General features: G+C 65.9%; 25 protein-coding genes. 20 read left to right on the top strand and 5 right to left on the bottom strand.

What is annotated here, in order from left to right:
- Nucleotides 1-234 precede the first annotated feature (234 nt).
- From trpE to GO986_RS06920, 5 genes are read left to right on the top strand one after another with little or no spacing between them, the layout of a single operon-like run.
- Nucleotides 235-1,677 carry an anthranilate synthase component I gene (trpE, locus tag GO986_RS06940; protein WP_157458562.1) on the top strand — a complete coding sequence of 481 codons (1,443 nt, stop codon included), beginning with the start codon at nt 235-237 and terminating at the stop codon, nt 1,675-1,677.
- Between the two features lie 30 nt (nt 1,678-1,707).
- Nucleotides 1,708-2,103 (top strand): four helix bundle protein, encoded by a 396-nt coding sequence (locus tag GO986_RS06935; RefSeq protein ID WP_232337505.1) that lies wholly within the window; start codon nt 1,708-1,710, stop codon nt 2,101-2,103.
- Nucleotides 2,100-2,744: an anthranilate synthase component II gene (locus GO986_RS06930; protein ID WP_157458561.1), complete on the top strand. Its 645-nt coding sequence runs from the start codon at nt 2,100-2,102 to the stop codon at nt 2,742-2,744. The genes GO986_RS06935 and GO986_RS06930 overlap by 4 nt, the downstream gene beginning before the upstream one ends.
- Nucleotides 2,745-2,749: 5 nt before the next feature.
- Complete coding sequence (trpD, locus tag GO986_RS06925; protein ID WP_157458667.1) at nt 2,750-3,766, top strand: anthranilate phosphoribosyltransferase; 1,017 nt, start codon at nt 2,750-2,752, stop codon at nt 3,764-3,766.
- A gap of 10 nt (nt 3,767-3,776) precedes the next feature.
- Nucleotides 3,777-4,673 (top strand): ATP-grasp domain-containing protein, encoded by an 897-nt coding sequence (locus GO986_RS06920; RefSeq protein WP_157458560.1) that lies wholly within the window; start codon nt 3,777-3,779, stop codon nt 4,671-4,673.
- A 19-nt stretch (nt 4,674-4,692) separates the two neighbouring features.
- Here GO986_RS06920 and GO986_RS06915 read toward each other — a convergent pair whose 3' ends face one another.
- On the bottom strand, nt 4,693-5,343 hold the full coding sequence (locus GO986_RS06915) for a hypothetical protein (RefSeq protein WP_157458559.1): 651 nt from the start codon (nt 5,341-5,343) through the stop codon (nt 4,693-4,695).
- Between the two features lie 5 nt (nt 5,344-5,348).
- The gene (locus GO986_RS06910) at nt 5,349-5,810 is read right to left on the bottom strand and encodes an Lrp/AsnC family transcriptional regulator (protein WP_157458558.1); all 462 of its coding nucleotides are present in this window, start codon (nt 5,808-5,810) and stop codon (nt 5,349-5,351) included.
- Nucleotides 5,811-5,974: 164 nt separating this feature from the next.
- Here GO986_RS06910 and GO986_RS06905 point away from each other — a divergent pair, with 164 nt between their 5' ends.
- Genes GO986_RS06905 through GO986_RS06895 form a run of 3 tightly spaced genes read left to right on the top strand, consistent with a single transcriptional unit; the run spans nt 5,975 to nt 9,303 of the window.
- Nucleotides 5,975-7,411, top strand: coding sequence for a KamA family radical SAM protein (locus GO986_RS06905; protein ID WP_157458557.1), 1,437 nt, complete (start codon nt 5,975-5,977; stop codon nt 7,409-7,411).
- A gap of 12 nt (nt 7,412-7,423) precedes the next feature.
- Nucleotides 7,424-7,936 carry a hypothetical protein gene (locus GO986_RS06900; protein ID WP_157458556.1) on the top strand — a complete coding sequence of 171 codons (513 nt, stop codon included), beginning with the start codon at nt 7,424-7,426 and terminating at the stop codon, nt 7,934-7,936.
- 5 nt (nt 7,937-7,941) lie between these two features.
- Nucleotides 7,942-9,303 carry an acetyl ornithine aminotransferase family protein gene (locus tag GO986_RS06895; RefSeq protein ID WP_157458555.1) on the top strand — a complete coding sequence of 454 codons (1,362 nt, stop codon included), beginning with the start codon at nt 7,942-7,944 and terminating at the stop codon, nt 9,301-9,303.
- 75 nt (nt 9,304-9,378) lie between these two features.
- Here GO986_RS06895 and GO986_RS06890 read toward each other — a convergent pair whose 3' ends face one another.
- Together GO986_RS06890 and GO986_RS06885 are read right to left on the bottom strand one after the other, a co-directional pair.
- Nucleotides 9,379-10,128 carry a hypothetical protein gene (locus GO986_RS06890; protein ID WP_157458554.1) on the bottom strand — a complete coding sequence of 250 codons (750 nt, stop codon included), beginning with the start codon at nt 10,126-10,128 and terminating at the stop codon, nt 9,379-9,381.
- 43 nt (nt 10,129-10,171) lie between these two features.
- The gene (locus GO986_RS06885) at nt 10,172-10,660 is read right to left on the bottom strand and encodes a peroxiredoxin (RefSeq protein ID WP_157458553.1); all 489 of its coding nucleotides are present in this window, start codon (nt 10,658-10,660) and stop codon (nt 10,172-10,174) included.
- Between the two features lie 45 nt (nt 10,661-10,705).
- Here GO986_RS06885 and tilS point away from each other — a divergent pair, with 45 nt between their 5' ends.
- The 10 genes from tilS (at nt 10,706) to GO986_RS06835 (ending at nt 22,468) form a co-directional block, all read left to right on the top strand.
- The gene (gene tilS, locus GO986_RS06880) at nt 10,706-12,307 is read left to right on the top strand and encodes a tRNA lysidine(34) synthetase TilS (protein WP_369409211.1); all 1,602 of its coding nucleotides are present in this window, start codon (nt 10,706-10,708) and stop codon (nt 12,305-12,307) included.
- Entirely contained in the window at nt 12,304-12,684 is a 381-nt protein-coding gene (locus GO986_RS06875) for a hypothetical protein (protein ID WP_157458552.1), read from the top strand. Before tilS ends, GO986_RS06875 begins: the two co-directional genes overlap by 4 nt.
- A 326-nt stretch (nt 12,685-13,010) precedes the next feature.
- Entirely contained in the window at nt 13,011-13,778 is a 768-nt protein-coding gene (locus tag GO986_RS06870) for a sulfite exporter TauE/SafE family protein (RefSeq protein ID WP_224575439.1), read from the top strand.
- A complete protein-coding gene (locus GO986_RS06865) occupies nt 13,775-14,047 on the top strand; it encodes a hypothetical protein (RefSeq protein WP_157458551.1) in 273 nt (90 codons plus the stop codon). Before GO986_RS06870 ends, GO986_RS06865 begins: the two co-directional genes overlap by 4 nt.
- 212 nt (nt 14,048-14,259) lie before the next feature.
- A complete protein-coding gene (locus GO986_RS06860; protein ID WP_157458550.1) occupies nt 14,260-16,227 on the top strand; it encodes a radical SAM protein in 1,968 nt (655 codons plus the stop codon).
- Nucleotides 16,224-17,114, top strand: a complete 891-nt coding sequence (locus GO986_RS06855; protein ID WP_157458549.1) for a phosphotransferase — start codon at nt 16,224-16,226, stop codon at nt 17,112-17,114. Before GO986_RS06860 ends, GO986_RS06855 begins: the two co-directional genes overlap by 4 nt.
- Before the next feature lie 125 nt (nt 17,115-17,239).
- A complete protein-coding gene (locus GO986_RS06850) occupies nt 17,240-19,600 on the top strand; it encodes a 3-hydroxyacyl-CoA dehydrogenase/enoyl-CoA hydratase family protein (protein WP_157458548.1) in 2,361 nt (786 codons plus the stop codon).
- Nucleotides 19,601-19,625: 25 nt separating this feature from the next.
- On the top strand, nt 19,626-20,807 hold the full coding sequence (locus tag GO986_RS06845; protein ID WP_157458547.1) for an alpha/beta hydrolase family protein: 1,182 nt from the start codon (nt 19,626-19,628) through the stop codon (nt 20,805-20,807).
- Nucleotides 20,804-21,241, top strand: a complete 438-nt coding sequence (locus GO986_RS06840) for a hypothetical protein (RefSeq protein WP_157458546.1) — start codon at nt 20,804-20,806, stop codon at nt 21,239-21,241. The genes GO986_RS06845 and GO986_RS06840 overlap by 4 nt, the downstream gene beginning before the upstream one ends.
- 27 nt (nt 21,242-21,268) lie before the next feature.
- Nucleotides 21,269-22,468: a thiolase family protein gene (locus GO986_RS06835; RefSeq protein ID WP_157458545.1), complete on the top strand. Its 1,200-nt coding sequence runs from the start codon at nt 21,269-21,271 to the stop codon at nt 22,466-22,468.
- A gap of 57 nt (nt 22,469-22,525) precedes the next feature.
- Here the strand turns inward: GO986_RS06835 and GO986_RS06830 are convergent, their stop codons facing one another.
- Nucleotides 22,526-23,431, bottom strand: a complete 906-nt coding sequence (locus GO986_RS06830) for an Ig-like domain-containing protein (RefSeq protein WP_157458544.1) — start codon at nt 23,429-23,431, stop codon at nt 22,526-22,528.
- A gap of 260 nt (nt 23,432-23,691) precedes the next feature.
- Here GO986_RS06830 and GO986_RS06825 point away from each other — a divergent pair, with 260 nt between their 5' ends.
- Nucleotides 23,692-24,915 (top strand): cation:proton antiporter, encoded by a 1,224-nt coding sequence (locus GO986_RS06825; protein WP_157458543.1) that lies wholly within the window; start codon nt 23,692-23,694, stop codon nt 24,913-24,915.
- Between the two features lie 213 nt (nt 24,916-25,128).
- A complete protein-coding gene (locus GO986_RS06820) occupies nt 25,129-26,334 on the top strand; it encodes a 23S rRNA (cytosine(2499)-C(5))-methyltransferase (protein ID WP_157458664.1) in 1,206 nt (401 codons plus the stop codon).
- The last annotated feature ends 275 nt before the right edge of the window (nt 26,335-26,609 follow it).

Raw genomic sequence — 26,609 nt, 5'->3', positions numbered from 1 at the left:
GGCCCTTTCAGTTGCCAAGTGTTGGTCCGCTGGGCTGCACTGTGTAGACAGCCCCTGGTCTCTGGCCCCTGCTCAGCTTTCTCCTGCGCGCTATGCTGCGGCGGTATGACCGTTGCCCGCGCGTGGTGGTGGCCCAGTTTCGCCTGGGTCTAAGCTTCGCTGTTCCCTTAACCGGACGCGCCCAGGTGGAAAACTTCCATCCGGGCGTTTTTTTGTGTGCCTCAGAGGAGACCCATGACGCTGCCCCCCACCGACCGCGCCCCGCTGGCTGTTGCCATGCAGGAGCTGAACGCTGACCTCGATACGCCGGTCACTGCCTACCTGAAAGCCGCGCAGGGCGAGGAGGTCGCCTTCTTGCTGGAAAGCGTAGAGGCGGGCGAGAAACTAGGCCGCTACTCCTTTATCGGGGTGGGCGAGCAGGGCCGGTTTGAGGCGCGGGGCGGGCAGGTGGTCAGCAGCGGGCTCTTCGGCGAGTTTGCGGGGCCAGAAGCTGACCCCCTGGCGCGGCTCTATCACGGAGTCACGCGCGGAGAGGTCGCGGGCACTGTGCCGCTGCCCGCTGGCTTGCCCGCGCTGATTGGCGGCGCGGTGGGCTACGCCGCCTACGACCTCATTCGCAGCTACGAGCGCCTGCCGGACGAGAACCCCGACGAGCTGGGGGTGCCGGACGCCTGTTTCGTGGCGCCGCGCGGGATGGTCATTTACGACCACCTCAAGCACCGCCTGATCGCTGTGGCGGTGGCCGCAGACCAGGCCGGGGCCGACGCCGAGGTGGCGGGATTGGTGGGCCGGTTGCGCGGCCCCTTGCCCCCGGTGCCGGGTCAGGCAGGAGCCGCTGCCCCCACCTTTAGCAGCAACTTCACGCCTGAGGGCTTTGAGGCGGCTGTCAACCGCGCCCTGGAGTACATCCGGGCCGGGGACATCTTTCAGGTGGTGCCCAGCCAGCGCTTCAGTGCCGACCTGGGCGAGCTGCACCCGTTTGCGCTGTACCGCGCCCTGCGCCGGGTCAACCCCAGCCCCTACCTGGGCTACTTGCAACTCGGCCCTGTCACGCTGGTCGCCAGCAGCCCCGAGAGCCTGCTGGCCAGTGACGGCGTGCGTGTGACCACCCGGCCCATCGCAGGCACCCGCCCCCGTGGTCAGACCCCAGAGGCCGACGCCGCCCTGGCCGAAGAACTGCTGGCCGACGAGAAGGAGCGCGCCGAACACCTGATGCTGGTGGACCTGGGCCGCAACGACCTGGGCCGGGTCAGCCGCTACGGCAGCGTGCGCGTGCAGGACGCCTTTGCCATTGAGCGCTATAGCCACGTCATGCATATCGTCTCTAGCGTGACCGGCGAACTGCGCCCCGGTCAGACGCCCCTGCACGCCCTGGCCAGCGTGCAGCCGATGGGCACGGTGTCCGGCGCCCCCAAAATTCGCGCCATGCAGATTATTGACGAGCTGGAGCCGGTGCGGCGCGGTCCCTACGGCGGCTCGTTTGGATACATCGCCTTTGACGGCAGCATGGATATGGCCCTGACCCTGCGCACCATGGTCATTACGGGTGGCCGCGTGCACATCCAGGCCGGCGCTGGCGTGGTCGCCGACAGCGACCCTGCCGCCGAAGAGCAGGAAACGCGCAGCAAGGCGGCGGCCCTGATGCGAGCGGTGGAGATGGCTTCTCATGGGTTGTAGGCCGTGGGGTGTGGGTTGGAGAGGGAAAAGATGATGGGGCCGGGGAAGATTCAGACGCTTGAGGTGTGGCAGGAAGGGTTGAGGTTGACCGAGGAGGTGTACCGCTGCTCAGCCCATTGGCCGGCAGACGAGCGGTATGGCCTGACCTCGCAGGCCCGGCGCGCAGCGGCGTCTATTCCGACCAATCTTTCAGAAGGTGTCGGGCGCGGGTCGCCAGCCGAGGCTGCCCGCTTTGCCCGAATTGCACTGGGCTCGGCCTACGAACTTCACACCCTGCTCCACCTGGCCCACCGACTGCACATGGTTGAACCAGCGCCGGAGCATTCTCTGTTTGCGCAACTCGGCACTCTGACGCGCCGACTTTCAAGCTACGTCGCGTCTCAAGACGGGAAAAATCCACGAACCCAGCGGGGACACACTCAATGACCCACAACCCACACCCCACAACCCGCCTTCTCCTTATCGACAACTACGACTCGTTTACCTACAACCTCGTCCAGTATTTCGGTGAACTGGGCTGCGACCTGACCGTCTGGCGCAACGACGCCTTCACGCTGGACGAGGTGCGGGCGCTCAATCCCGACGCCATCGTGGTCTCGCCGGGGCCGTGTACGCCCGCCGAGGCGGGACAAAGTGTGGCCGTGATCCGCGAACTGGGCTCCACCTATCCGCTGCTGGGCGTATGTCTGGGGCACCAGAGCATCGGGGCGGCGTTTGGGGCCCAGGTAGGGCGGGCGCGGCAGCCGGTCCACGGCAAGACCAGCCCGGTGCGGCATGACGGGGCCGACCTGTTTGCTGGCTTGCCCGACGGCGTCACGGTTACCCGTTACCACTCGCTCGTGGTGCGTGACCTCCCGCCCGAACTGGTGGCGACTGCGTGGACGACGGACCCCGAAGAAGAGATTGTGATGGCGCTGCGGCACCGTGAGTACCCCGTTTACGGCGTGCAGTTTCACCCCGAGAGCGTCGCCACCCAGAGCGGGATGGACATGCTGCGCAATTTCCTGACGGCGGTGCGCGAGCATCAGGCCATGAGGGGACAGCAGGCAGAAGGGCGCGGCGCGTGACGGCCATGCACGCGCGGCTGATGAACGGCGAGCGGCTCTCGCAGGTCGAGGCGGCGGCTTTCATGCGCGAGGTGATGGCGGGTGACATGAGCAGCGTGCGGCTGGCGGCGGCGCTGGCGGCCCTGCGCGTGCGCGGCGAGACCGCCGAGGAAATCGCGGGGTTTGCCCAGGCCATGCGGGAAAACGCCGTGCGCGTCCAGGTGCAGCCGCGCGAGGTCCTGCTGGACGTGGTGGGCACGGGGGGCGACGGCGCACACACCTTCAACATCTCGACCACCACCGCCTTCGTGGTGGCTGGAGCGGGGGTGCCCGTCGCCAAGCACGGCAACCGCGCTGCCAGCAGCCGCGCGGGCAGCGCCGATGTCCTTGAAGCCCTGGGCGTCAACCTGGACGCCGCGCCCGAAGTTGTCGAGGACGCCATCAACACCCTGGGCGTGGGGTTTATGTTTGCGCGCAACTACCACCCCGCGCTGCGCCACGCCGCGCCCATCCGCTCGGAATTGGCGGCCCGCACCGTCTTTAACATCCTGGGGCCGCTGTCTAACCCGGCGGGTGCCACGCATCTGGTGGTGGGGGTGTTCAAGCCCGAACTCACGCGCACCCTGGCCGAGGTGCTGCGGCTGCTCGGTGCCAGCGGCGCCACGGTCGTTCACGGTGCGGGCCTAGACGAATTTACGGTCTGCGGCGTCAACACGGTGTCGGGCCTGCGCGGCGGCGAGGTCGTGGACCGCGAACTGCACCCCGAGGAGGCGGGGGTGGCGGTCCACCCGCGCGCGGCCATTGTGGGCGGCACGCCCGCCGAGAACGCCGAGATTACCCGCGCGCTGCTGACCGGGGGCGGCACGCCCGCCCAGCGCGACATCGTGGCCCTGAATGCCGGCGCGGCGCTGCGCACCGCTGGCCGCGCCGACAGCATCCGCGAGGGGGTCGAGCAGGCCCGCGAGGTGATGCGCGGCGGCGAGGGCTGGGCCATGCTGGAGCGCTACGCGGCCCACACGCAGCGCGGCGGGGTCAGGCTGTAGCCTGCCGGACATGCTCCTGTTTCCCGCCGAGCCGTTTTCCGCCCGCGTGCCCGACGAGGCCTACCGCGCCGAACTGGACGCGGCTCAGGCGCTGGGTCTGAACACCGCGCTGCTGGACTTTGAGGCGCTGCAAGGCGGCGACCTAACCCGTGCCCTGCGCTGGGTGCCGGCCGGAGAGGGACAGGCGATCTTCCGGGGCTGGATGATGGCCCCGGACACCTATGCGGCCCTCTTTGACGCCCTTCAGGGGCGAGGCTGGACGCTGCTCAACACGCCCGCGCAGTACCGGCACACCCACTGGCTGCCCGACTCGTTTCATCACATCGCGCCCCACTCGCCCGACACGCGCTGGATTCCAGCGGCCAACCCAGGTGCCCTGAACTGGGCCGAGGTGGACGCGGCGCTGGCCGCCCTTGGTCCAGGGCCAGTGGTGGTCAAGGATTACGTCAAGTCCCGCAAGCACGAATGGACTGAGGCGTGTTTTATTCCTGACGCGGCTGATCTCGGCCACGCCCGCACAGTAATTCGCACCTTTGCCGAGCGGCAGGGAAGTGGCTGGCAGGGCGGCTTGGTGCTGCGCCGCTTTGAACCCTTTCAGGCGCTGATCACGCACTCCCGCAGCGGCATGCCGCTGACCTGGGAATACCGCCTCTTCGTGGTCGACGGTCAGCTGGCGGTCCAGGCCGAATACTGGGAGGAGGGCGAGTATCCCTCTCAGGCGCTGCCGACTGGTTGGCTGGCTGAGGTGCTGGGGGCGGTGGACAGCCGCTTCTTCACCATCGATGTGGCCCAGCGCGAGGACGGCGCATGGCGCGTGGTGGAACTGGGCGACGGTCAGGTGGCGGGCTTGCCAGAGCGCCTTTCCCCAGAAGCCCTGATGCAGGCGCTGTCAGCCGTTGGATGCTGAAGACAGATCACGAGCTGAATCACTTCACGCTGGCCCCACACGTGACATGCACCGCGCCAGCGAGGTAGAAGGATTCGTCAAAGGGGCGCACGCCTAAGGCACCGGCGTAGTGGCGCAGACAGGTCAGGTCAAAGCGGCGTTGGCGTCTCCGAAATCGGTAGCGCACAGTGTCCTCGAAGGGAAGGGGCGTTCCCAACTGCCAGAAGCGCCAGAAGCCATTCTGGTTGCGCAGGCCGACGGAACGCCGCCAGTCAGAGGGGTGCGGCTCCAGAACGGTGAACCCCAACGCTTCTGTCGGCTCGGTGTTCGTCTGCCAGGGAAGGGCCTCAATCCAGAGGGCCCGGCAAGCGAGGCGACGGGCCAGATCAGGAATAGTGGCCTGAATGTTGGTGCCCAGAGGATAATCATTGAAGTACGCCGTCCACCTGCTGTCGGTTGGCACGAAGAGGTGTTGACGCCCCAGAAACGACAGAGGCCGCAGCCGCATCAGACTGTTGCCTGTCTGTTCCTGAAGAGGCGGAGAAGTCCTGCAGACGCGCCCCAGCGCCCGCTGCTGCGTTCCGAACCCCTGCACCACCTGCGGCAGCGGCGCCTCCAAAAAACTCAGTTGCGTTGTGGTGGGGAGGGCCGCGCCCCCGAAAGGCAGCTCTTCAGCCAGGATGAGGCGCACCTGTGTTACTTCGGTGGCAGCAGCAGTTTGCCTTCCAGCGGCGTGCTCAGCACAATGCTCGTGTCACAGGTAAAGCCCATATTGATCAGCTCGGTCAGCATGGATTCCAGGGCGCCGACATCGGGCACGGCCACCTTCAGGATGCAGGAGTTGTCCCCGGTGACCGAGTGGCACTCCAGCACGCCGTCGTGTTTGCCGGCCCAGCGCACCAGCGTGGGGTCGTTGCGGCCGCTGTCTTGCACCCCGATAAACGCCGTGATGGTGCGGCCCAGGGGCTTACTGGCAACCCTGACGCCGTAGCCCAGAATTACCCCTGCATCTTCCAGGCGCCGCACCCGCTCGGTCACGGCCGGGGCCGATAGCCCGACGCGGCGGCCCAACTCGCGCATGCTCAGGCGCGAATCGGTTTGCAACTCCTGCAGGATGCGGTGGTCGAGAGGGTCAAGGGTGCCGCCGGACTGTCTCATGGCGCCTACCTTAGCATTTGGAAGGTTAGGGGTGGCGTTTGAGAGTTTTCTGTCTGCTTGAGGTGTGCATTGTGGGGGCGGCAAGCATTCCAAAGGCACGTGTAGAACGCGGAAAATAAAGGAGAACTCAATTTCTGTTTCATTCTTTTGCCCCGGAGGCCCCTATGCCCATTCACCCCCAGGCCACAGTCCGCAGCCAGCAGATGCTCCCCCGCAACCACCGCGCGCCCAAGTGGGCCGACGTGCCTGACGCCCAGTGGTACGACTGGAAGTGGCAGCTGAAAAACCGCATCAACTCGGTGGCCGAACTGGAAGAGGTTATTCGCCTGACTCCCAGCGAGCACGCGGGCGCCAGCGCCGACGGCATTTTCCGCCTGGACATCACCCCATACTTTGCGTCCCTGATGGACCCGGAAGACCCCACCTGCCCGGTGCGCCGTCAGGTGATCCCCACGCACCACGAACTTGAGCCTTTCACGGCGATGATGGAAGACAGCCTGGCCGAGGACAAGCACAGCCCCGTGCCCGGCCTGGTGCACCGCTACCCCGACCGCGTGCTGATGCTGGTTACGACCCAGTGCGCCTCTTACTGCCGCTACTGCACCCGCAGCCGCATTGTGGGCGACCCCACCGAGACCTTTAACCCCGCCGAATACGAGCAGCAGCTGAACTACCTGCGCAACACGCCCCAGGTGCGCGACGTGTTGCTGTCGGGCGGCGACCCCCTGACCCTGGCGCCCAAAGTGCTGGGCCGCCTGCTGGCCGAACTGCGCAAGATTGAGCACATTGAGATCATCCGCATCGGTACGCGCGTGCCCGTGTTCATGCCTATGCGCGTCACGCAGGAACTGTGCGATGTCCTTAGCGAGAACCATCCAGTCTGGATGAACATCCATGTCAACCACCCCCGCGAAATTACGCCGGAAGTCGCCGAAGCCTGCGACCGCCTGACCCGCGCCGGCGTGCCGCTGGGCAACCAGAGCGTGCTGCTGCGCGGCGTGAACGACCACCCCGTCATCATGCAGAAGCTGGTGCGCGAACTGGTCAAGATTCGCGTGCGGCCCTACTACATCTACCAGTGTGACCTCGTGCACGGCGCCGGCCACCTGCGCACCACCGTCAGCAAGGGCCTGGAAATTATGGAAAGCCTGCGCGGCCACACGTCGGGCTACAGCGTGCCTACTTACGTTGTGGACGCTCCTGGCGGCGGCGGCAAGATTCCGGTGGCGCCCAATTACGTGCTGTCGCACAGCCCCGAGAAGCTGATTCTGCGCAACTTTGAGGGTTATATCGCTGCGTATTCCGAGCCCACTGATTACACCGGCCCCGACATGGTGGTGCCCGAGGACTGGCAGCGCAAGGAGCCCGGCCAGAGCGGCATCTTCGGCCTGATGGAAGGCGAGCGCATTTCCATTGAGCCTAAGGAATTCAGCGAAAGTCGTAACCGGCCCGGCGCCACCAAGCACCGCCTGAACAGCCGCGAAGACAAGTGGGTCGCGCACGGCGTGGGTGGGAGTCCTGTAACCGATACCGCCCCCGACGGCATGGTGCAGGCGCCGCAGCCGGTCGAAGGTGAAGCGCAGTCGGTGAGCGGCGATTAATAGGGTCTGAGTGTGGATAAGTACAGTTGGGCGGCCTTTCATTTTGCTGAAGCAGCGTCTGACGCTGAGTGGATGTGCCTTGCCTGGCTGTACCTGGATAACTTTCATGTTGACCTCGCCCTGTGGATGGCGAATCAGCGGCGGTGTCCAGAAGCGGTTGCCCTGGCCCTTTACTGGTACTCGCATCCGTATGTCTGCGCTGATTACCGGAAACGTGGCCAGATTTCCCGTTGCCATTCCGTGAGATATGCCGTCTTTGAGACAGTTGAGCGGTACTTTGACACGGGTTTTTACAGCGTGTCAGAGCTGGGTTTTAACCCTGCTAGAGACATTAGTGAGTCGGTCGGGCCACTCAGCTTTCCATTGAACTGGCTGGATTCTCTTCCTGAAGGTGACTCGAAAGGTTCTCCGCGCTTGAGGCAAGCAATTCCAGGTGTAACCGTGAACGCCCGTCGTCTTATAGATGAATGGCGCGAAGGCTTACCTCCTCGGATTGCTGAGCAAGTCTTTGATTTGAAGGAGTAGAAAAAATGACCACCCTGCCAAAGCCCCGCCAACCCGAACTCAAAACCGCCCTCCCTGGCCCGAACACCGCCGCCATCATGGAGCGCGACCGCGCGCACCTTTCGACCTCCTACATGCGCCCTTATCCCTTCGTGCCGGACCACGGCGAAGGCGTGTGGCTGACTGATGTAGACGGCAACACCATGCTGGACTTCTTTGCCGGCATTGCGGTGAGCACCACCGGCCACGCCCACCCGCACGTCGTAAAAGGCGTGCAGGAGCAGGTGGCGAAGTTTACGCACGTCTGCCTGACCGACTACCCGCAGGAAATCACCACCAGCCTGGCCGAGCGGCTGGTCAAGCATGTCGAAAAGCCCGGTGAAAAGTGGCGCGTGTTCTTCTCTAACTCGGGCGCTGAGGCCGTCGAGGCCGCTGTCAAATTGGCCCGCAACCACACCGGCCGCCAGCACATCATCTCCACGATGGGCAGCTTCCACGGGCGTACCTACGGCGCCATTACCCTGACCGGCAGCAAAACCAAGTACAAGCGCGGCTTTGGCCCGCTGCTGCCCGCCGTATCACACGTGCCCTACCCCAACCCGTTTCGTCCGCCGCTGGGCAGCACCCCCGAAACCTGCGGGCAGGCGGTGCTGGCACACATTGAAGAACTGTTCGTGGGCATCCTGCCTGCCGATGAGGTCGCGGCCATCATCGTTGAGCCCATGCAGGGCGAGGGTGGCTACATCGTGCCGCCGGCCGACTTCCTGCCGGGCCTGCGGGCCCTGTGCGACAAGCACGGCATCATGCTGATTTTCGATGAGGTGCAGGCCGGCATGGGCCGCACCGGCAAGATGTTCAGCTTCCAGCACTTTGACGTGCAGCCTGACATCATCACTTCAGCCAAGGGCATTGCCTCGGGCATGCCGCTGGGCGCGCTGCTGGCCAAGGACAGCGTCATGACGTGGCCGGTGGGCTCGCACGGCTCGACCTACGGCGGCAATCCGGTGGCGGCGGCAGCGTCTCACGCCACGCTGGACCTGCTCGAAGGTGTCATCAAGCATCCTGGCTGCGGCGACAGCCTGATGACTAACGCCTCAGTGGTGGGCGACTACATCATGGCCGAGCTAAAGGGCATGCAGGCAGAATTCCCCTTCCTGGGCGATGTGCGTGGCCGGGGCCTCTTTATCGGGCTGGAATTCGTGAAGCCTGACGGCAGCCCGGACGGCGCCCTGCGCGACCGCGCCAGCATGGCGATGTTTGAAAAGGGTCTCCTGAACCTCGACTGCGGTGAGGCGGTCATCCGTATCAGCCCGCCTCTGATCCTGACCAAAGAAGAAGCCGCAACCGGTCTGGAGATCATGCGGGCAACGCTGAGAGAGCTGAAGTAAGGAACGGGGTTTGAACAGCGGGGAGCGTGGTCTGAGGTTTTCCTCACCACGCTCCTCGCGTTTGATTCCCCCTCTTCACCGCTCTTCCGTCTGCGCGTCCGGTAACAGGGTCCAGTCATTTGTGGGCAGCGCGCCGCTGGTCAGGCGGAACGTGGTGTCTACCTCGGCGCCCTTGGTGATGGCGGTCACATCCAGCGTCATGCGGTTCCAGCCCTGGGTCAGCTGACCCGCAACCACGATGGTCATTTTGTTCAAGTAGTCCTGGTCCCGCCACTGACAGGACTGGGTGCCCCGCATCTGGACAGGCCGCTCGGCGTAATAGATCAGTCCGGTCTGGGTGCGGCCAAGACTGGCGGCCTGGGCCTCATCGTACTGGCCGCTGCTGATCACCGAGAAAATCTCACCCCCCGTGTTGACCGCCTTGACACTCAGCGCCAGTTGCACCACGCGGGCTGTGGGGTCGCTGGCCTGGATGGCCCCGGTGCAGGTGGCCCCTGGAGACGGCGCAAACAGCGTGCCGGGCAGAGGGCTGCGGGTCGCTGGCGGCAACAGACTGCTGTCCAGGGCGGCTGGCAACTTGAGGCTGAATTGCCCGCTGGCGCTCATGGGGGCGCTCACGATGACCTTGCTCACGCCCAGGCTGCTCGCCACACGCCCCTCCACCTGGCCTGCGCCACCCCGCCACGGCACCGCGATCAGGGCCTCATCCGTGTGCTCTGACTGGGCTTTCACGGTGCCGGTGAGGGTGGTCTGGGCGGCGGCACTGGTCCCGGGCGCCAGGCCAGTGAGAACCATCAGCGCAGCGCGGAGGACAGGCCGCTTCACCCGCTGAGTGGAGGCCAGAGGTGAGCCGTCCAGACACGACCTTTTAACCACGCGCTGCCTGTCCTGCGCGCGCCGCTTGCTGCCGTTCCAGTTCCGCCAGGGTGCCGGTCACATGGCTCATGGGGTTGGCGCTGCGGTGAACCCAGGCGACGGCCCCCTGCGGATCAATCAGGAAGGTGGCGCGGGCGGCCATGTTCAGCAGCCCGCCCAGGCCGCCGATCACCCCATACGTGCGGCACAGGCTGCGGTCGCTGTCGGGAATCAGGGGGTAGCTCAGCGAGCAGCTGTCGCGGAAGGCCGCCTGCCGGGCTTCGGTATCGGTGCTGACGCCGACGACCTGAGCGCCCAGCCGCTCAAATTCTGGCAGGGCCGCTTCAAAGCGCTGCGCCTCAATGGAGCAGCCGGCCGAACTGGCACGCGGGTAAAAGTACAGCACCACCCACCCGCCCCGCAGGGCCGACAGCTGGACCTCGCGGCCATCATCACTGCGGCGGGTAAAGTCGGGGGCCGGCTGGCCGACTTGAACACTCATGCGCCCGATTCTAGGCGCCGGCCCCCGCCTCCGTAGAATGCAGGGGTGAAGGTGTTGCTAACGCCGCTGCGGCCCTACAGCGGTCAGGTCGTCGTGGTGGGTGTGTCGGGCGGGGCCGACAGCGTGGCGCTGCTGCGGGCGCTGGTGCTGATGGGTGTGCGGCCTGTGGCGGCGCACTTAGACCATGCCCTGCGGCCAGCCTCAGCAGCAGATGCGGCGTGGGTGGGCGAACTGGCCGCCGCGCTGAGTGTGCCGTTTGAAACGGTGCGGGTGGACGCGGCGGCGGTGGCGCAAAAGCGCGGCTGGAATCTGGAAGACGCCGCCCGGCGCCTGCGCGCCGACTTTCTGGGCCGCACCGCCCGGAAGCACGGCGCCCAGGCCATCCTGACCGCCCACACCCGCCGCGACCAGGCCGAAACGGTGCTGCTGGCGCTGCTGCGCGGCGAGGGCGTGTTGCACGGCATTCCCCCGGTGCGCGGCTGGGTGCACCGCCCCTGGCTGGCGGTGGTCCGCGCCGACTTGGAAACCTTTTTGCATGGGCTGGGCCAGGGCTGGCGCGAGGATGAAACCAACGCCGACCCCACCTATACCCGCGCCTGGCTGCGCGGGGCGGTCATGCCGGTCCTGGCTGCCCGCTTTCCCAGCGTCGAGGCCGCGCTGGCCCGTGTCGCGCAGTACCAGGCCCAGGATGACGCGGCGCTGCGGGTTCAGGCCAGCGGCCTCACGGCACACGGACCGCTGGAGCGACAGCCGCCTGCTGTGCTGCGCCGCTGGGTGCACGCGCAACTGTCGGGCGCGGGCCTGCGGTTTCATGCCGGGCATCTGGACCGGCTGGTCGGGGCACTGACGGCAGGGGAGACCGCGCACCTCACGCTGCCGGACGCGCACGCCGTAACCGTGACGGACTCGAAGCTCTGGCTGGCCCCCGTTCCCTTGCCCGAGCCCGCGTTTGTACTGCCGGCCGGCTGGCAGCGGCGCACCCGGCAGCCCGGCGACCGCATCACCCTGTCTGGCGGCACGCGTAAGCTCAGCGACGTGCTGACCGACCTGAAGGTGCCGCGTGAGGCCCGGGGCCAGATGCCACTGCTGGTGTCGGGGGAGGGGGTGCAGTGGGTAGGGGTACAGCCCCCCGTGTGGGCGGTAGGCGCGCGTGAACAGGTGGGCGCCCCACCCGACCCCTGGCACGCCGCGATGGGTGAGGCGCTGGCGCTGGCGCACCAGGCCGCTGCGGCCGACGAGGTGCCTGTGGGCGCGGTGGTGCTTGGCCCAGACGGCGCCGTGGCGGGCCGGGGCCGCAACACCAGCCGCGAACACGGCGACATGACCCGGCACGCCGAGCTGGCCGCTCTGCGGGAAGCCGCCCGCACTCTGGGTACCCCCTACCTGACGGGCTGCACCCTGGTCGTGACCCTGGAACCCTGCCCCATGTGCCTAGGCGCCGCGCTGGAAGCCCGCGTGGGGCAGATTGTCTACGGCGCCCCCAACCCCAGGGCCGGGGCGCTGGGGGGCCAGCACGACCTGCTGACCGCCCACTGGGGCCACGTGCCAGAGGTGACCGGCGGCGTGCGCGCCCGAGAAGCGGCCCGGCTGCTGCGCCAGACGTTTCAGGCAGTGCGGGCTGCCAAACAGCCGGACGGCACCCCATGAAGCTCGCCGCCGATACCCTGACGTGGCACGACGCCTCTGTAGACGCCCTGCACCCTGACCCGCCGCATCTGGTCTGGACGGTTCAGGTGTTCCGCTGGGACATTCACCAGGACGGGGATGCGCAGCCCGGCCAGCTGGTCTTTGAGGATGTCCAGGGTGTTGAGGCCCAGCACGACCTGCAGGGGGTGCCCCTGACTGGCGAGGTGGCCTGGGAGGTTTTGGAAGCCCAGTTCGGGCGCCTGGGCGATGAGCTGCGCTGCCGCTTTCTGCTGGCCCTGCCGCTCGTGACCACGGTGCAGGGCGGCAGCGGCTACGCCGAAGTGGTGGTGTCGTGCCGCGACGCCTGGTTCGTGGCTGCGGTTGAAGGAGAAATGTAAAAGGGCCTCTGGCTGTGCCGTTCACCACTTGGGACAGAACTGACGTTATCGGGTGGGACCATCGCCGTTCTCCCCCCAACGCAGGCGGCGGCTGGTGGCGGGTCGCTTCAGTCAGCTTGAGAGCCATCCTCAGGCCCTCTCTGTGTTATTCCTGCACCCGTCCTGTTCCCGTGCAGGTGTCTCGGTGCGTCCCAATAGCCTCGCTGACAAAATGGCTGGGGTCAGTGCTCATCTGTCACCCCTCTACAAAAGCAGACGCTCACCTCTGCCTGGCGCCCCTCATGCGTTAGCCTCCGGGGCGTGAAAGCAGGCAAGAAAGGACTGGGGTGCTGAGCGCCCTGACGCTGGCGGTGATCGGCATTGGGCTGCTGGCCGGAGTGCTGGGGGCCATCCTGGGTCTGGGCGGCGGTGTGGTGGTGGTGCCCGCCCTGGAATTCGTGCTGCCCCTGTTTGGCCGTGACATCACGATCGCACAGGCCGTGGCGGTCAGTCAGATTGGCGTGCTGGCGGTGGGCCTCAGTGGCGCCGCCAGCTACCTGCAGCAAGGGCTGGTGCGGGCGCGCACCGGTTACCTGCTCTCGCCGTACACGATTGTGGGCGGCGCGCTGGGGTCGTTTCTGGGGCTGGTGCTGCCGGGCCGTGCGGTGGCCACCGTTTTTGCGGCGCTGCTGCTGTATTCGGCGTACAACCTCCTGCGCGGTCTGAAACGGGTGGAGCAGGAGCGTCCCCCCAGCCGGCTGGTGCCGCCCGCCATGACCTTTGCCGGCGTCATGAGCGGTCTACTGGGCATAGGTGGCGGCACGGTGCAGGTGCCGGTTCTGAACCTGATGGCTGGGGTGCCTATCCGGCAAGCGATTGCCACGAGCACCTTCATCATGGGCCTCACGGCGGTGGGCAACGCCCTGGTGTATCAGGCCGGTGGGCTGCTGGACGTACGCCTGGCGGCTGGGATTGCGCTGGGGGTGCTGCTGGGCGCGCGGGCCGGGGCCACCCTACAAAGCCGCATTCCCGCCGCGCAGCTCAAACTGTTGTTCAGCCTCCTGCTCATCTTCACTGCTGGGCAACTGCTCTGGAAATACTGGGGGCACGCATGAGTGCGGAGCCGCGCCCAGATACGGAGCTGGCTGGACTTCCTGCCTGGCTGTACCCGCTGGGCTTCTGGGTGGGGGTGGTGCTGCTGGCGCTGGGTTTGCTGGTGCCTTCTGCGGTGTGGGTGGGTGTGGTCTGGGTGGCGGCCGTACCCGTGCTGGCCGCGCTGTGGGTGGCGCTGAGCGGCTGGCGCACAGACCGCCGCCTGAGCGTGGCAGCGCTGCTGGCCCTGGCAGGGCTGGGGCTGGTGGTTATGGTCCGGCAGTTGCTTTGATGGTTCAGGACAAGTATGTGGTTCCGCCTGACGTGCAACGGCAGCAGGCAGTGAGCAGAGACTTTTGGGCAGCACAGGGCTCTAAGTTCGCCTTCCGCTGGCCATTCGCTCTATCTGACGCCTGAATCTTCTGGATTTAGTTGGTCTGTTCGGACTGACCCTGCGCCAGCTTCGTCGCGCCCTGTCGTCGCTGAGGCCTCTACACTGCTTCTATGCTTCCCGCATGGCGTTTTCGCAGTGAAGGTGGGCAACTGACGGCCTTTTGCACGGCGACGGGTGCCCGGCTGAGTACCGGCCTCACCCCAGCCCGTTTGCGTGCGCCAGAGCTGCTGGACGTGAAACTGACGGATGTGTGCAGCGTGGGCTGCGCGTTCTGTTATCAGGACTCGCGTCCAGGGCGCAGACATGCCCGACTGGAGGATGTGGCCCAGATTGCCGCCGAGGCGGGCCGCGCTGGCGTGTTTGAGGTCGCGCTGGGCGGCGGCGAAGTCAGCGAATACCCGGATTTTCTGGCGGCGCTGCACCTGTTCCGGGCGGCGGGCGTCGTGCCCAACTTCACCACGCGGCGCCTACGGTGGCTGGCGCAGCTGTGGCCGCAGGTGCGGGACCTTGTGGGCGGCGTGGCAGTCAGCGTGGCCCGCGCCGCCGAGGTGCGCCTGCTGGGCAGCCTGATTCTAACGTCCGAGCGCCGCAGCGGGCAGTTGGTCGCGCAGGTGGTCATGGGCACTGTGCAGCCGGAAGAACTACGCTCGCTGGTTCGGGAAGCAGGCGCGGCGGGCATTCGTGTGACCCTGCTGGGCTTCAAGGATGTGGGACGCGGGCAGACGTTCCAGCCTCTGAGTTATGACTGGTGGCTGGCCGACTTAGCTGACTATGTGCGGCACACGCCTGTCAGCATTGACACCGCGCTGGCGGCCGAATGTCCGGCCGACCTGGCCGCGCTGCTGCTCCCTGGCTCGTACCACACTGAGGAAGGCCGCTTCAGCGCCTATGTGGACGCCGTGGCCATGACGCTGGCGCCCAGCAGTTATCACAGCGGGCCGGTGGTGCCGTTTGACGCGGACTGGCTCCAGCACTTTGCCGCGCCAGGTTTTGTTCAGGGCCCAGTCACGCCGCCCGCACGGGGCCGGGTCCGCCTGGGCTTTGCCACCAATTCCAGCAGCAGTCATTCTCTGGTGCTTCTGCGGGAACCCGTCGCGGATGACCCAGCTGATCCTGTTGAGTGGGAAGAAGCGTTTGCGACCAAGTACGGCGAGTTCACAGCCGCCAGCCTGGAGGCCAGAAGGTATTACCTGGCCGCCGCGCTGATGATGGCCAGAGAGCAGCTCTTCTCTCGGCAGACGGAAGCCGAAGCGCAGGCCCTGATTCGCCACCTCTGTGATCTCCCGGAAGGGGCGCCCCTCAGCGCCGAAGGCATAGACCATCAGAGCGCCCTGTGGTTTAAGCCGAATCCGGCGGGGGCTGGCCCACACCCTCACCAGTTTGAGCGCGTCAGGACAGTGCTGTTGGCGCCGTCAGTCAGTATTTTTGGCCGCAGTGACATGGGGGGCGACGAGGATGAGCCGCGCTGGGCAGCAGTAGATGTGGAGTTGGACGCCGCCGACTTCATGTACATGCTCTCGCTGGACGAAGCCGAACACCCCCTCCCGCCGCGCCCCCCACAGCTGAGTGAGCCGCTCTATCTGTTGGGTCTGGTCCGGGGGCAGCACTTTCTGGCTGTGGTGCAGCGCGCACTGGCAGCGGGCCTTTCCTGGGCGGAGGTCAGGGCGGCCCTGCTGCAAGGCAGCGAGGAAGACGAAGAACAGGGGCCGGACCACGCGGCCCTGTTTCTGAAGGTGCTGGCCGCCGCCGGGCTGCATCCACCCGATTTTTTGCTGACTCAGTCCGACCGTGACCGGGTCACTGGGTGCAGGCAGTGGTTCTCGCTCGTTCTGAAAGCCCCGCCGGAAGACCTGGATCAGTTCATAGCGCGGCTTGAACGCCTCTGGGCCGAAGCTCCAGCGTTCTCGCGCACAGTCCTTGACTACGCCACGTCTAACCTGGGGTTCAGCCGCTTTGATCGCACCCAGTTCGGCAAACTGATCAGGGCGCTACAGCAGGGGGGGCGCTTTGTCACGGCCGTTGGTCCTGAACAATTTGGCATCTATCTGCGCATCGCGGACTATCTGAAGCGTCTGTGAACGGGGATGCGCTGCCTACTCTCAGCCCAGCCGAAGTGGCGGCCCTGCTGCCCCCGGACCTGGCAGAGGAGCCAGTCACCTGGCTGGGCGAAGGCACCGACCACCGGGTCTACCGACTGGGTCAGGCGCGGGTCCTACGCTTCCCCAAGTGGTCCGGTAGGGGAGAGGCGCTGCGGAGAGAAGCAGCCCTGCTGGCGGCGCTGGCCCCAGCACTGCCGTTGTCGGTGCCCGAGGTGCTGGGCTGGGGCCAGCCGACGCCGTCATGCCCAGAAGGTTTCGCTGTGGCGCGCTCGCTGGACGGCCGCTCTGGTCTGGGTGTGGCGCTGCCCGCGCCTGACCAGGTGGGCCGAAGCCTGGGCCACTTCCTGAACGCCCTGCACCGCGTTCCCCGGTCGTCCATAGACCTTCCAACCGACCACGACCCTACTGGCGCAGATTGGCGGGAGGCCGCGCACGCGGACCTGGCGGCTGGAGGCGACCTTGTTAACTCAGCCTTTTGGGCGCGTGTCGTGGATTCGCCCCCGCCTCTGGATGTGTCCCTGGTGCCCATCCACGGCGACTTTGCCGCCGAACACGTCCTGCTGAATGTGGCTGGTCTGCCCTGCGGCGTGCTGGACTGGGCCGACGCCGCCCTGGGTGATCCGGCACGCGACTGGGCCGGGCTGCTGCACTGGGCCGAGCCAGACCTGTTGGCTGCTGCGTTGGCGGTTGCGCCGCAACCGGCTGCCCTGCTGCGCCGCGCGACGTGGTACGCCACCTGTCGCGCGCTGGGCGACCTAGCGTATGGCGTGGCGGAAGGGAAAGAAGCGTATCTCCGAGCTGGACGCCGGGCCCTCGACCGCCTGGCGCGAGGCAGTGTGCAGGCGATGGGGAAGCCCATCCTCTAGTCCTTGCCCGCTGTCTTTCCCACCTGCTGCTTCCTTGCTCCCGCCTTCCGTTCAGTGGACAAACGCCCCTGCCCCGCCTTAAACTTGAACCGAGTCTAATTTTTCACCATCTCGCAGGAGGTCGCATGAAGATTCAGCCCCACCGTATTCAAAAGGCTGCCGTGCTCGGCGCGGGCGTCATGGGCGCTGCTATTGCCGCGCAACTCGCCAACGCCGGGATTCCCGTTTTGCTGCTCGACATCGTGCTGCCGGACAACCCCGACCGCAATTTCCTGGCCAAGCAGGGCGTCCAGCGCGCCCTGAAAGCCCGCCCCGCCGCCTTCATGGACGCGGGTCGCGCCGCCCTGATTACGCCTGGCAACCTCGAAGACGACCTGAAGAAACTGAAAGACGCCGACTGGATTCTGGAAGCGGTCATCGAGAAGCTGGACGCCAAGCGCGACCTGTGGGAGCGCGTCGAAAAGGTCGCCAAGAAGACGGCCATCATTTCCAGTAACTCGTCGGGCATTCCCATGCACCTCCAGATCGAGGGGCGGAGTGAGGATTTCCAGCGCCGCTTCGTGGGCGCGCACTTCTTCAACCCGCCGCGCTACCTGCATCTGCTGGAAGTCATTCCCACCCCCAAGACCGACCCGGAAGTCGTGAAGACCTTCAGCGAGTTTGCTGAAACGACGCTGGGCAAAGGTGTAGTCGTGGCCAACGACGTGCCCGGCTTCGTGGCGAACCGCATTGGGGTGTACGGCATCGTGCGCGCCATGCAGCACATGCAAAAGGCGAGCCTGACGCCGGCCCAGGTGGACCAACTGACGGGCCCCGCACTGGGCCGCGCCAACAGTGCCACTTTCCGCACGGCGGACCTGTCGGGCCTGGACATCATCTACCACGTGGCCAACGACCTGGGCAAAGCCACGCCCGAGGACGAGGATTTCACCCTGACGCCTGCCTTCCGCGCGCTGGTGGAAGACAAGAAGTTTCTGGGGGACAAGACCGGCAGCGGCTTCTATAAAAAGACCAAGGACGAGAAGGGCAAAACCAAGATTCTGAACTTGAACCTGGACACCTTTGAGTACGAGGACCAGGGCAAGGTGAAAGTGCCCGCCGTGGACGCCGTGAAGGGGCGGCCCCTGGCCGACCGCGTGAAGGCGCTGTATGCCGCTGAAGGCCCCGAAGGCGAATTCGTGCGCGGCGTGATGAACGACGGCTTCTGGTACGCCGCCAAGATGGCGGGCAACGTATCGAATCGTCTGCAAGACATTGACAACGCCCTGAAATGGGGCTTCGGCTGGGAGCAGGGGCCGTTCGAAACCATGGACACCCTGGGCGTGCAGACGGTCATCGCCAATCTGGAAGCCGAAGGGCGGCCTCTGCCCCCCCTGCTGGCCGCCATGAAGGCCAGTGGCCGCCAGGCCTTCTACCAGGGCGAGGAAACCGTGACGCCCACTGGCGAGGCCACAAAGTACGAGGCGCCGTACTTCATCCTGACGGACCTGAAGAAAGACGCCACCAGGGTCGTCAAGAAGCGCGCCGGAGCCAGCGTTATTGACCTGGGCGACGGGGTGCTGCTGGCCGAGTGGCACGCCAAGATGAACGCGCTGGGCGAAGATCAGCTGCGGACCGTGCAGGACGCCCACAAGCTGGTGCAGGACATGGGTTATGCAGGCCTGGTGATTGGCAACCAGGGCGAGAACTTCAGTGCGGGGGCCAACCTCCCCCTGATTCTCTCGCAGGCCCAAGCCGACGAGTGGGACGAGCTGGATGATGCCATCAAGCAGTTCCAACAGGTGACGACCAGCCTGCGCTTCAGCCCCCACCCCACGGTTGCAGCCCCCTTCGGCCTGACGCTGGGCGGCGGCGCCGAGTTCACGCTGCACGCCGACCATGTGGTCGCCAGCGCCGAGCTGTACATGGGTCTGGTGGAAGTGGGCGTGGGCCTGATTCCCGGCGGCGGCGGCACCAAGGAAATGCTGCTGCGCTTTACGGATATGCAGCAGCCTAACCAGCGCGTGGGGGCGACCCTATTGCCTGCCGTGCAGCGCGCCTTTGAATTGATCGGCACCGCCAAAGTCAGCACCAGCGCCCTGGAAGCGCGCAACCTGGGCTTCCTGCGCAGCAGCGACACCGTCGCCATGAACAAAAACCACATCCTGGAGGATGCCAAGCGGCAGGTGCTCGCGCTGGCCCCCGGCTACGTGCAGCCCACGCCTCGCCAGGACATCCCCGTAATGGGCGACGCCGCCATTGCCGCCATCAAGAGCGCCCTGCACGGTATGCACCAGGGCGGCTACATCACCGATTACGACCTTGTGGTGTCAGAGCAACTGGCGCGCGTGCTGTCGGGCGGCACTGGCAACAACCGCACCGCCAAGGTCAGCGAGGGGCACCTGCTGGACCTGGAACGCGAGGCCTTCCTGACCCTGCTGGGCAAGAAGGGCACGCAGCAGCGCATTGACCACATGCTCAAAACCGGCAAGCCGCTGCGCAACTAACGCGCACACCTGACAGGATGACTCCATGACCCGCCTGACTGACCGACTCCGCTCCGTTCGCAAACGCCGCGCCCTGGCCTGGGCCGCGCTGGGCTACGCCGCTCTGGTGTTCGCTGGCGCGCTGTTCGGGGCCGACATTACCCTGCGGTCTAAAACCCGATGGGTGAAGGGTGTGTTTGTGCCGGTGGGGCGGCGCGGCAACGACATCTACCTGCCGGCGGGCTCGGAAACGCTGTCGCGCGGGGTGGTGGGTGTGGTGCCGCTGCTGCCCAACCGGGGCCACGCGGTGCTGGGCGGCGGCAAGTTGACGGGTACGCTGGTCAAGCGCCCAGTGCTTCAGGAGCGCGGGGTGCTGCCGAACGGCGCGCTGGCGTGGGTGTCCACCTTCGTCTACAACGGCACGCCGGCCCAGCTGGGTGTGGCCTTTGAAGACACCGCCGTCTCTACGCCGCTGGGCGAGATGCCCGCCTGGCATATTCCGCCCACAGGTGAGGTGCCGGAGCATTCGGACGCCCTGGTCATCGTGGTGCACGGGCACGGTGGGCAGCGGGCCCAGGCGCTGCGGATGCTGCCGGCACTGCAGCGGACGGGGGTGGGCTCCCTGTTCGTCACCTTCCGCAATGCCCATGGGGCGCCCCGTTCAGCCAATGGTTACCTGACCCTGGGCGACCAGGAAGCCGAGGACATCTGCGCCGCCCTGACCTGGGCTAAAGAACACGGCTACCAGCGTGCTGTTCTATATGGCTTCAGCATGGGTGGAAATGTGGTGCTGAGTGTTCTGCGAGAGAAGCACCAGCCCTTCCCCCTGCCTGTGCTGGGTGTGGCGCTGGACTGCCCGGTGCTGGACTGGCGGGCCACGATTCTGTCGCAAGGCACGCGCTTCGGCCTGCCGAAGTTTCTGGCGCGGCATGTGGCGGCCTTTACGCAGTATGTGGTGACGCGCCGCAGTGGGCAGGACTTTGACACGGTGGACCAGTTACGCGCTGCGCCGAAGTTCACCCTGCCCATGATTCTGTGGCACGGCACCCGCGACCGCACCATTCCGGTGTCGCAGGCAGATGCCCTGGCTGCTGCGCGCCCCGACCTGATCGAGTACCACCGCGTCGAAGGCGCCAAGCACATCCGCTGCTGGAACATTGACCCGGCAAAGTACGACGCGCAGTTAGAGGGGTTTGTGGGAAGGGTGCTGGAGAAGGTGGACGTGTGACTGAGCCCTTAGTCATTATTCAGCACCTTGGTCTGTTCGAAAATAAGCAGGCACGTCAGGAAGCAAAGTTGGCGATGAGACTGCCCGTCATCAAAATTGCGCACTCAACAGTGGCTGTTGCTCATTTTGTGTCGTCAATCCGAGAAGACAGAGTGCTTGAATACGACAATCTTGTCTTTGCCCAACCCCAAGAGATAGGCCTAAAGCTCCAAGAGGGTCTATTGAGAGCGACTCCCTTTTCTGCCCATCCGTTTGGATCGCCCAAAAACATTGAATTAGTTCTTGGCGAAACGGCTAGATTCGAATGGAGACGTTTGTTGAAGGTCAATATCATGACTCACAAGGTCATCAATATTGCTCTAGTTCAGAGGCCCGTCAAACAGGAGCTCTTCTTTCATGCTCCAGACCACCTAATCCACCTTGAGCTTTCATGAATTCTCGAATAAGAGGAGAGAATTTGTATGCGTGATGCTGTTATTGTTTCGGCTGTTCGGACTCCTGTTGGTCGTGGCGTCAAAGGCACGCTGGCCAACACCCGCCCCGACGACCTCGCTGCTCTTGTGCTAAATGAGGCTGTGAAGCGCGCTGGTGTAGACGCCGCCGTCGTGGAAGACGTGTACCTCGGCTGCGCCATCCCCGAAGCCGAGCAGGGCCTGAACGTGGCCCGTCTGGCCGCCCTGCGCGCGGGCATGCCCGACAGCGTAGGCGGCGTGACCGTCAACCGCTTCTGCTCCAGCGGCCTGCAAACCATTGCGATGGCGGCGGCGGCCATTCAGGCGGGTCAGGCCGACGTGATGCTGGCGGGCGGTGTGGAATCCATGAGCTTCGTGCCCATGAGCGGCCACAACCCCAGCCCCAACCCCGATCTGGTGGACAGCCGCCCCGGCGCGTATATCGGCATGGGCCTGACTGCCGAGAACGTGGCGACCAAGTACGGCATTTCCCGCGAAGATCAGGACGCCTTCGCCCTGCGCAGCCACCAGCGTGCCGCCGCCGCGCAGGACGCCGGCAAGTTTGACGCGGAGATTGTGCCGGTGCCAGTGCGCGTGGACAAGGCCAAGGGCACCAAGATGAAGTCTGACACCATGCAGTTTGACAAGGACGAGCTGATTCGCCGCGATGCCAACCTGGCTGACATGGCCAAGGTGCGTCCGGCGTTCAAAGCGACCGGCTCGGTCAGTGCCGCTAATAGCAGCCCTTTCAGTGACGGCGCCGCTGCCGTCCTGCTGATGAGCGGCGAGAAGGCGCAGGAACTGGGTGTCAAACCTCTGGCCAAGTTCTTGGGCTTTGCGGTAGCGGGCGTAGAGCCCGAATTGATGGGTATTGGCCCCGTTAAGGCCGTACCCAAGGTGCTGGCCCAGACGGGTCTGACCCTGGCGGATATTGATTTGATTGAGCTGAACGAGGCCTTTGCCGCACAGTCGCTGGCGGTTGCCCGCGAACTGGGGCTGGACGAGGCAATTCTGAACGTGAATGGCGGCGCCATCGCTCTGGGCCACCCACTGGGCTGCTCGGGCGCCAAGCTGACCACCAGCGCCATCTACGAGCTTGGGCGCCGGGGCGGCGGTAAGGCCCTGATTACCATGTGCATCGGCGGCGGCATGGGCGCAGCGGGGATTATTGAGGTTTACCCGGCGGAAGAAGGGCAAGCGGCCGACTGAGCAGGATAAGAAAGGGGGACGGGAGCTTAGTGCCTCCGTCCCCCTCTGCTTTGGCGTTTATTTCAGGAAAGTGCGTGCGGCGTTGCGTACCGCATCAGGGTTGGTCTTCAGCTGGGTCAGGCGGCCCTGGCGCTGAGCCAGCGCTCCAGTCACCAGTGCGCGGGCCTGTGCTTTGGCGGCGCTCTGGGCGCCCAGCCCGCTGGGCACAGAGGTGGATGACTGAACGAGCAACACAAACACGTCTTGCGTGGGTTCACCGGCTGCATTGAAGATGGCGCCGCTGCCTTCAAAGGCGGCTTTGCCCTGGAAGGTGCCCATCTGCTGGTCGTCGTCTATCCCAATGAAATAAAAGCGCAGGTCATTGAGGTTCTCGTCAAAGGAGAAGGCTGTTTCCAGTCTTGCTCGGGCGGTAATCTCGCCCAGCAGACTGTATCCGGCGCGGGTCTCGGCCTGGTTCCAGTAGATGCCCAGCGCCGCCGTCTGGCCGTTCTGGCGGCCTTCATCGTCAAAAATGACGGCGCCCTGGTCAACAAAGGTGCCGGCCGCGTTGACCAGACCCCAGCCCCAGACGCCCTGGTACAGCGTGGGGGCAACATTCACCGTCACCTGCGTGCCCGCCGCGCTCATGTTGCCAGCGGCGTCATAGGCTTTAGCCGTGAAGTTCTGAATGCCGTTGTCTGCATTGCTCACGGTGCGGCGGGCTTCGTAGGGCGCGGTGGTGTCACTGCCCAGCAGGGTCGTACCCGCAAAAAAGTCCACCCGTGCCACACCAACAGCGTCCTGAGCGCTGGCCGTCAGCGTCAGGGTTCGGCCGCTCTGAACGCCCTGAAGCGTCACAGTGGGCGCGGTGGTGTCGGCCGGAGGGGGCGGCGGGGTGGTGCCACCGTCGCCGCCGCCGGGGCAGGCGGTCAGCAGGGCGGTGCAGGTCAGCAGAGGCAGGGCCAGTCGGGCGGAACGCTTCACGTCAAGCAGCTTAGAGTGTTCTCACGCCCCGCGCTGCCTCATTTGCCGCAGCGGGCTTGCCTCATCTGGCCTTAGGGTCGGAGCCGGGTAGGCGCTGGGTGCAGTAGAGTGAACGCAGAACAGCGCCGCCACCGTGCGGCGGGGTGCGGCCCCTATAGTCCGCTTGGGTGGAGACAGGTCAAATTGGCCTGTCTCTATTCTTTTGTGCCGCCGCTGAGGCCCGTCCCTATGTTCGATCCGCTTCCACCGGAGGTTTCCCTATGTTCAAGTTCCTTTTGACCTTTCTGCCCCTGCTGTCTGGTTCGGCGCTGGCGGCCAGTTCGGGAGAGACGGCCGGGTTGCTGCTGGGCTTGTTCTGGGTGGTGCTCGCGGCCACCCTTTGCGGGGCGCTGGCCAGCCGCCTTGGGATGCCAGCCGTGGTGGGGCAAGTGCTGGCCGGGCTGCTGATTGGCCCCGGCGCCCTGGGGCTGGTGCAGGCCGACGACTTTCTACTGAGCCTGGCCGAACTGGGCGCCGTGTTCCTGCTGTTCATGGTGGGACTGGAAACCCGCTTCCGCGACCTGCTGGCGGTGGGCAAGGAAGCCGTGCTGGTGGCCCTGCTGGGCATCATCCTGCCGCTGGGGCTGGGCCTGGGGTTCGGGTTGTGGCAGAACCTGGGCACCGTCAGTGCCCTGTTCGTGGGCACGGCGCTGGTGGCGACCTCGGTGGGGATCACAGCCAAGGTGTTGCAGGAACTGGGCGTGATGGACGCCCGCTTCGCCCAGGTCATCCTGGGTGCAGCGGTCATCGACGACATTCTGGGCCTGACCTTGCTGGCGGTGGTCAGCGGCCTGGGCACCGGGCAGAGCATGGGCGCGGCGCAGGTGGGGCTGATTCTGGGCCTCAGCCTGGGATTTGTGGCGCTGGTACTGACTGTGGGCCTGCCGCTCATTCGCCGTTTCGAGTCGCGCCTGCGTAGCCTCAGCGTGTCGCGCATGTTTAATGTGGCCGTGGTGACGGGCCTGGGGGTGGCGGCGCTCAGCACGGTGGCAGGCCTGGCGCCCATCATCGGGGCGTTTCTGGCTGGGATGGTGCTGGCGGAAGTGAAGGACGAGCTGGAATTCGAGTCGAAGGTGCAGGCCCTGGAAGCCTTTCTGGCCCCCATCTTCTTCGTGGTGGTGGGCTTGCAGGTGGACCTGAGCGTGCTGACCAGCGCCGCAGTGGTGCTGGCCGGGGGCGCCCTGACGCTGCTGGCGGTGGCGGGTAAGGTGCTGGGCGGCCTGCTGGGGGCGCGCAGCCTGGGCCAAGAGGCCCTGCTCGTGGGCACCGGCATGGTGCCGCGCGGCGAGGTGGGCCTGATTGTCGCCAGTCTGGGCCTGGCCGCCGGGATCATTGAGGGGCCCGTGTATGCCCAGGTGCTGCTGATGGTGCTGCTGACCACGGTGCTGGCGCCGCTGGCCCTGCGGGTGCTGGTCCGGCGAACAGCAGTCGGTTCGGTGTCCTGAGGGTGGGGAGGAGGTGGACTTGTGCGGTAGCGCAGGGCAGAGAAAGAACGGGATACAGTTCTGCAAAAGTAGATCGGCGCTCCTTTCCCGTCAGGTCTGGCCTCGGGAAAGCCGCGTATACAGGTGAATTACTACCCCCTGGGCAGCCTGACTGCTGGAGGTGAGGTCGCCACGCCGAGGCCGACTCTGCGCCCCATGCGCTACCCTGCGGGGATGCCGGACGCCGCCTCTGCCCCCCGTGCCCGCCTGCGCCTGCGGGTGTCGCCCGCTGCCGAGACCCATATCCGCGCCGGTCACCCCTGGGTGTACGAATCGAGCCTGCGTGACCAGAACCGCGAAGGCGAGGCCGGTGAACTGGCCGTTATCTATGACCGCCGCGACCGCTTTCTGGCCATCGGCCTGTACGACCCGGCCAGCCCGCTGCGGGTGCGGGTGCTGCATCAGGGCGCGCCCGTGACCCTGGACGATGCGTGGTGGACCGCCCGCCTGGACGCCGCCTTGCTGCGCCGCGCGCCGCTGTTTGGGCCCGACACCGACGGCTACCGGGTGGTGAACGGCGAATCTGACGGCTTTCCAGGCCTGGTGGTGGACCGCTACTCGCAGACGCTGGTGCTCAAGCTCTACACGGCGGCGTGGTTCCCACACCTGGAACGGGTGCTTGGGCTGCTCGCCGCCCGCTTTCCTGGGTTCGCGGTGGTGCTGCGCCTCAGCCGCAATATTCAGGCCCAGGCGGGGGCACTGGGGCTGCATGACGGTCAGGTGGTGGCGGGAGAGGTAGAGGACGGTACTGTCGTTTTCCATGAAACAGGCCTGGCTTTCGAGGCCGATGTCCTGCGCGGGCAGAAGACCGGCTTTTTTCTGGACCAGCGCGACAACCGTCGCCGCGTCGAAAAACACGCGCGGGGCCGGCGGGTCCTGAATGCCTTTTCCTTCAGCGGGGGCTTTTCGCTGTACGCGGCGCGGGGCGGCGCAGCCGAGGTGGTCAGTCTGGACATCAGCGCGCACGCTCTGGCGGGTGCAGCGCGCAACTTTGCCCTGAATCCGAAGCTCACCGCGCCTCACGAAACCGTGCAGGCCGATGTGTTCGAGTGGCTGGCCCAGCCGGGGCGCCCCTTTGACCTGGTGATTCTCGACCCGCCTTCGCTGGCCCGGCGTGAGACGGAGCGGGCCGGAGCCATTCGGGCATACGGCAAGCTGGCGGCCGACGGGATTCGGCGGTTGGAGCGCGGCGGCATTCTGGTCAGCGCGTCGTGCTCGGCGCATGTCAGCGCGCCTGAGTTCTGGGAAGCGGTGCGCGGAGCGGCGGGGCGCAGTGGCCGCACGTGGCGCGAACTGGCGACCAGCGGCCACGCTCCGGACCACTATGCGACTTTTCCAGAAGCGCAGTACCTCAAAGCGATTTTCCTGCAACTGGATTAGATGCGGGCCGTCAGATGTGGGCGCGGGTTAGCGCTGGTCTTCATGCTGGGAACGGCGGTGGCCGGGGCATGCTCACCCGCCCAGGACGACCGGCGGGCGCGTTTAGAGGAGCGCTTTGCTCAGGCGCAGGTCCGCTGGGCACAGGCCGCTCTGACGACCTAACAGCTGTTTGAACTGATTGGAGAACTGTTGGAGGTCTCGCGGCTGACCTGTTTCGATGTGCTTGCCGTGTTTCATGGGCACTCTGGCTACCCCATGTGGGTGACCTTGCAAGT

Source organism: Deinococcus arboris (assembly GCF_009755355.1).
Taxonomy (GTDB): domain Bacteria; phylum Deinococcota; class Deinococci; order Deinococcales; family Deinococcaceae; genus Deinococcus; species Deinococcus betulae.
This window is presented reverse-complemented; position numbering and strand designations above follow the sequence as displayed.